Origin of the sequence: Psychrobacter sp. M9-54-1, assembly GCF_016613355.1 — a bacterium.
Taxonomy (GTDB): Bacteria; Pseudomonadota; Gammaproteobacteria; order Pseudomonadales; family Moraxellaceae; genus Psychrobacter; species Psychrobacter faecalis.
On sequence record NZ_JADGFW010000020.1, the window covers coordinates 51,641 to 57,766 of the forward strand.

4 protein-coding genes are annotated in these 6,126 nt (G+C 45.2%); all 4 read left to right on the forward strand.

Annotation, left to right across the window (positions count from 1 at the left end):
* The first annotated feature begins 36 nt into the window (after positions 1–36).
* Entirely contained in the window at positions 37–756 is a 720-nt protein-coding gene (locus IQ457_RS08810) for an LPS-assembly lipoprotein LptE (protein ID WP_242465396.1), read from the forward strand.
* A 151-nt stretch (positions 757–907) separates the two neighbouring features.
* Positions 908–1,987 carry a DNA polymerase III subunit delta gene (locus IQ457_RS08815; protein WP_200662863.1) on the forward strand — a complete coding sequence of 360 codons (1,080 nt, stop codon included), beginning with the start codon at positions 908–910 and terminating at the stop codon, positions 1,985–1,987.
* Between the two features lie 248 nt (positions 1,988–2,235).
* The gene (locus IQ457_RS08820; protein ID WP_200662864.1) at positions 2,236–3,651 is read left to right on the forward strand and encodes an efflux RND transporter periplasmic adaptor subunit; all 1,416 of its coding nucleotides are present in this window, start codon (positions 2,236–2,238) and stop codon (positions 3,649–3,651) included.
* 100 nt (positions 3,652–3,751) lie between these two features.
* On the forward strand, positions 3,752–5,746 hold the full coding sequence (locus IQ457_RS08825; RefSeq protein ID WP_200662865.1) for a MacB family efflux pump subunit: 1,995 nt from the start codon (positions 3,752–3,754) through the stop codon (positions 5,744–5,746).
* Positions 5,747–6,126: the final 380 nt, after the last annotated feature.

A 6,126-nucleotide genomic window follows, 5' to 3' on the forward strand; every position in this document is an offset into this window, starting at 1 on the left:
TTCTTGGGTCTTCTTATCAAAATAAGGATAGCGATTATGTCGTATAAGCACCGAGCTTTGCAGGCACAGCAAGCAAAATCAGACGGACAAAGCACCATGACTTATAAATCAAGCGCGCAAAAACTGGCAACGATGCTACTGACCGCCTTGCCAATGTTTGCAGTTTTGGGCGCAGGTGCTAGTCTTAGTGGTTGCGGCTTTCAGCTACGCGGCTATGATGCGCCGATGTTGTTTGACGTCAACAAAACTGCGGTAATTATCGAAGACGATCGCACCTCATTTCCATTAAAACTGCCGCTTGTTAGTCGCTTAAAAGCGTTAGGGGTCGAAGTTATTGATAATATGACCTTGGCAGATGTGGCTAACAATAACCAAAAAGCGGGCGCTGAACCTATCGCGGCAATCACCGTGAACAATGTCCGCTTTAAGCGTTACGAGTTAGTTGGCGTCTTAACAGAGATTCGCTTGGTAATGTCAGCTGATGTTAGCTATCAAAGCATCGAGAATGGCAAACCTGTGACACTGACCAACCCTATCCAAGTTGAGCGTAGCTACCAGTATAACGAAGCATCGGTAAGTACAGATGATCAGCAAGGCGACCAAATTCGTGATTGGCTTTACGATAGTTTAGCACGCCGAATTACTGACCAATATGTGGCGATTGCGCTGCCTAAGATTGCTCCTAACAGTAGCAAACCCGCTATGCAAAATGGTAAAGGCTCAGTATCTACTGCCGTGATAGCACCAAAATCTTAATGTTAGTTTTTTATTTTTAAAATTAATTTTTAAAAATATCCTTATTAAAACTGCCTATATTTAGACGCTTTGATTTAAACGCTTTTTTGTTTAAAGCGTTTAAATATAACCAGCTTTACTTCCCTATTCATAACCTTGTGTCATTCTCTCTATGCAAGATACCTTTATACAAGCTTATCCAAAACTACTACAACCATCCGTTGCAGTAGCGGGCTTGTGGCTGGCGCACGGTGATGAGCCGTTACTCAGTCAATGGCTTATCGATGCGCTGCGTCCGCATTGGCGCGCGCAAAACTATGCTATTAAGCGTATCGAGCTGGTGTCGGTAAAGAGCTGGCAAGAAGTATTATCAGAGCTTGGTAGTCAGTCTTTATTCGATGATGCAAGCGCGCTTATCGTAACAGGCAACCATAAACCTGATAAAGCCGTTATTGCCGAGCTTGAACGTTTTGCCGTCGATGCGCAGACAGGGACGCATAGTCATAGCTTGTTATGGCTCACACCAAAGCAAGACAAACGCGCGCAGACCAGCAAATGGTTTGCACCGTTTGCGCAATATGGTCATATTATCGACTGCAATTTATATAATGAGCAGCAGCGCCAGCAGTTATTGCAGATACAAGCCCAGCAGTTTGGCTTAACCTTATCGCAAGAAGCTTGGCAACTCTTGATGTCACATACCGAACATCATCTGCTTAGTGCCTATCAAACCTTGTGGCGGCTATCGTATTTATTTGCGCCGCAATTGATGGCAGAGGTTGATAGTAAAAATACTAGTCATGAAAACCCTTCTAGCCAGCCTCTGACAAACGTGGCATTAGATATTAATGATTTACAAGCGGCATTGGTCAGTGATGCGCAGTTTAGTGTGTTCGATTTATCCGATGCCATGCTTGCTGGCAATAGCGCCCAAGTTGCCAAAATTATCTTTCAACTTAAAGCCACTGATGAACCAACCACTTTGGTTTTATGGGCAATTAGTAAAGACATGCGCCAGATTATACAACTAATGGATGGACAAGACCCGCAAGCACTTGGCATTTGGCGTAGCAAACAAGGCCTATATCAGCAAGCGTGCCGCCGCCACTCAAAATCTCAAACAGCCACTTGGCCAGCATTGCTTTATAAATGTGACCAAGCGATTAAGGGTTTGGTGCGCCAGCCAGCGTGGGAGTTATTACTGCAAGCAGCGCTTGAGCTTTCAGGGCAACGTCTGTTTAAAGCCCATTAAACTATCAGGCAAGCAAGCAAAAAAACGTATTCCTGTCCCGCGTCATCATCTAAAAAATCTAATATTAAACAACTCATCACTTTTTCTTATTTAACCCTCTATGTAGGGTTATTTTTTGTCTGCAATTTGTCGCATTATTACTACCACTATTTCTCCTCTTAACGTTTCGCAAACTAATTGCCATTCCCTTTTGTCCAGCAAGCCTCTACTATAGCTACACTTGATTTAACTGTGATTGGATTGTTGTCATGCGCAAAATGAGCAAAAAGTCTGCTATTAAATGGGGCGTCATTGCCCTTGTCATCGTAGCTTTAGGGGCTTTAGCCTACAAAACCTTTAAACCAAAAGACACCACACCCAACTATCTAACGGCGACCGCTGAGATTGGCGATATCGAAAATAACGTCATGGCATCGGGTAAAGTAAAGGCGTTAAATACCGTCGATGTGGGTGCGCAGGTATCTGGTGAAGTGACGCGGCTGTTTGTCGACGTCGGCGATGAAGTCAAAAAAGGCGATTTAATTGCGCAGATTGATCAGGTGACGCAAAAGAATAATTTAAGTAATGAGCAAGCGAGCCTCGAGCAAAGTGAAGCGGCGTTACAAAGCGCGCGTGCCGAGTCGCTAAGCCGTCAAGCGAGTCTAAAAAGTGCGCAAGCGGATCTTGCCAGCCGTCAAGCTGAATTAAAGCAAGCACAAGCAGATTTCTCACGCTTGCAAGGTTTACTGGCTATCGATGCCATATCACAGCAAGATTACGATACGCAAGCGACCAAAGTTGCCACCGCACAAGCATCAGTCGCCAATGCCCGCGCTGCTATCGATACCGCAAAAGCAGCGATTGCAACAACTGAGGCCAATATCAATAGCCAACAAGCTGCATTACGTAAATCTCAAACCAACGTTAGCACTGCGCAGGAAGATTTAAGCTATACCACCATCCGTGCGCCGATGTCAGGAACAGTGGTATCGGTGACCACTGAGCAAGGGACGACGGTCAACGCCAATCAGACTGCGCCAACCATCGTTACCTTAGCGGATTTATCCACCGTGCGTATCAATGCGCAAATCTCTGAAGCCGACGTTATTAACGTCAAAGCAGGCTTGCCCGTTTATTTTAATATCATCGGCAATCCCGACCAAAAATACGACGCGACCCTCAAAGCGATTGAACCAGCTCCTGAGAAAATCAGCGACACCAGCTCGACCGATGCCGCCATCTACTACGTCGGCTATATTGAAGTCCCTAATACCGAGCGCCGCTTTCGTATTGATATGACTGCACAAGTCTATATCGTCATCAACCAAGCAAAAGACGCGCTACTTATTCCTTCTGCTGCCCTGCAGCCTGCCGGTAAATCTCGCAAGTCTGGCAATGCTAAGAAGGGCGCAGCTACTGCTAATACTGCCGCAAATGCTGATAAGAACTCCCGTTCAGATAGTGAATCACCTTCGGACAATGACTCTGGTGCAACAACGGCAATGGTACGTGTCCTTAAAGCCGATGGCGAAGTCGTTGAGCAAACAGTCAAAGTCGGTATCAATAACCGGGTTAATGCGGAAATATTAAGCGGTCTAAAAGAAGGTGATGAAGTCATATTAAGCGAAGAAGGTGCTGATAAAGGCAAAGGCAGTAAAGGTGGCAGAGGCGGTCGACCCTTCTAGTATTTAAAGTTTGCTAAGAATATTTAAATAAATCGATGCCAACAGTACATTAGCTTTGCCTTTGATAATGACTTAAGATTTGAGATAAGCAGGATAGCAAATGAGTAATCAACACCCGACGCTTAATGCCACTGATCAGCCTTTGATGGAAGTCAAAGGCTTGATTAGAGAATTTCCAGCTGGCGAGCAGACCATTCGCGTCTTACATGATATCAATTTGACCATCAATCAAGGTGAGATGGTCGCTATCATTGGTCAATCGGGCTCAGGCAAATCCACCTTGATGAATATCTTGGGATGCTTAGATCAAGCGACGGCGGGCGACTATAAAATATTTGGTCAATCGGTCAGTCGCCTAGATGCCGATGAGCTGGCAAAACTACGCCGTGAGCACTTTGGTTTTATTTTTCAGCGCTATCATCTGTTGGGTGATATCAACGCCCGCGACAATGTTTCTGTACCAGCAGTCTATGCGGGGATGGATGGGCAAGCACGCAGCGAGCGTGCCGAAAAGCTATTGTCAGACTTAGGACTGGGCGACAAGGTAAATAATCGTCCAAGTCAGCTTTCAGGTGGGCAGCAGCAGCGTGTCTCTATCGCAAGGGCACTAATGAATGGCGGCGATATCATCTTAGCCGATGAGCCAACGGGTGCGCTTGATAGTAAATCGGGCGAAGATGTCGTCCAAATCCTCAAAGATTTAAACGCCCAAGGTCATACCATCATCATGGTCACCCACGACCCTAGCCTTGCCGCCCAAGCTGAGCGTGTTATCGAAATCAAAGACGGTTATATCATCGCTGATTATAAAAATGACGATTATCAACATGCAGAACCACAGCCAGCGGCTGTCATAGATAAGCACCGTAAAAGCGTCTTTAGCAGCTTTATCGACCGCTTATTTGAAGCGTTTAAAATGTCCTTGCTGGCCATGCGCGCCCATAAAATGCGCACCTTATTGACGATGTTAGGAATTATCATTGGTATTGCGTCGGTGGTATCAGTCGTCGGTCTCGGTAAGGGCTCACAAGAGCAGATATTGTCCAATATCAGCTCCTTAGGTACCAATACCATCACCGTCACCGATGGCTACCCCTACGGCGACCCTAGGCGGCAGTACAACGATGACAATCTAACCCCGCAAGACGCCCAAGCGGTCGCTGACCAGCCGTATGTGGTCAGTGTCAGCCCGCAGCTCAATAGTAATATGAACGTCCGCTATCGTAATATCCAAGAAGCTGCTAGTATCAGCGGTGTTGGTAAAGACTATCTTGATGTCAGCGGTGAAAAGCTAGCTCTAGGTCAAGGTTTCGATGAACAAAGTATCCTGCGTCGTACCCAAGATATTATTATCGATGATAATGCCAATAAAACCTTTTTCCCCGACAATGCCAATCCGATTGGCGAAGTTTTACTCATAGGCAGCGTTCCTGGGCGCGTTATTGGCGTCTTAGAGCCAAACGATGGCGGCTTTCGTCGTAGTGTCGATTCGCCCACACTCTATATGCCCTACACTACTATGATGTCGCGGCTGATAGGCAGCGCTTATATTGAAAGCTTTGTCGCGCTGATTGATAACAATATCTCCTCTGCCGCCGCTGAAGCTGCTATCTCTGAGCTTATGATAGGTCGGCATGGCACCGATGATTTTCGCATCCGTAACTCAGACTCGATTCGCCAAACCATTGAAGCGACCACCGCAACAATGACCTTGCTGATATCTTCTATCGCTATTATCTCGCTAATCGTCGGCGGTATTGGCGTCATGAACATCATGCTGGTATCAGTGACCGAACGCACCAATGAGATTGGCGTACGGATGGCCGTTGGAGCGCGTCAAAGCGATATCATGCAGCAGTTTCTCATTGAAGCCGTTTTGGTCTGTATTTTAGGCGGGCTATTGGGGATTGGGCTGGCGTTTGCCATCGGTGAAATCATCAATCGTGTCGGTGGTGACAGCTTCCAAGTCATTTATTCACCAACATCTATTATTGCCGCCTTTATTTGCTCGACGCTGATTGGGGTTGTTTTCGGCTTTTTGCCCGCTCGTAACGCTGCCAAATTAGATCCCGTAGAAGCACTATCTAGAGATTAGAATAATTTTATGATTAAAGTTAACGGGTAGCGTTAAAAAACGAGGGTGAAAATGGCTCTCAAAACGTAATTATTATAAAATCCTAAGGTCTCTAAAAGTCAATTAACGCTTAAATTTAAAAAAATAGGATTAATTTACACAGATTTGCACTTTTTTTAACATTCGGGGTTGTAATTGTCATAATTATATATATAATGTGCTCTCACGTTTAGAGATACAAATAATCTAAACGGGTAAACAAGCTTATTGCCTCTTTTGTTATTGGTTAATCCATAAATAAAGAAATTAAGCTTTAAGAATTTTACCTAATAAGTAAGATTCTCTTGCAGAGCTAAAAAAGCAATGCTTTTTTTATACACTCTTCAGGGCCGATAGCTCAG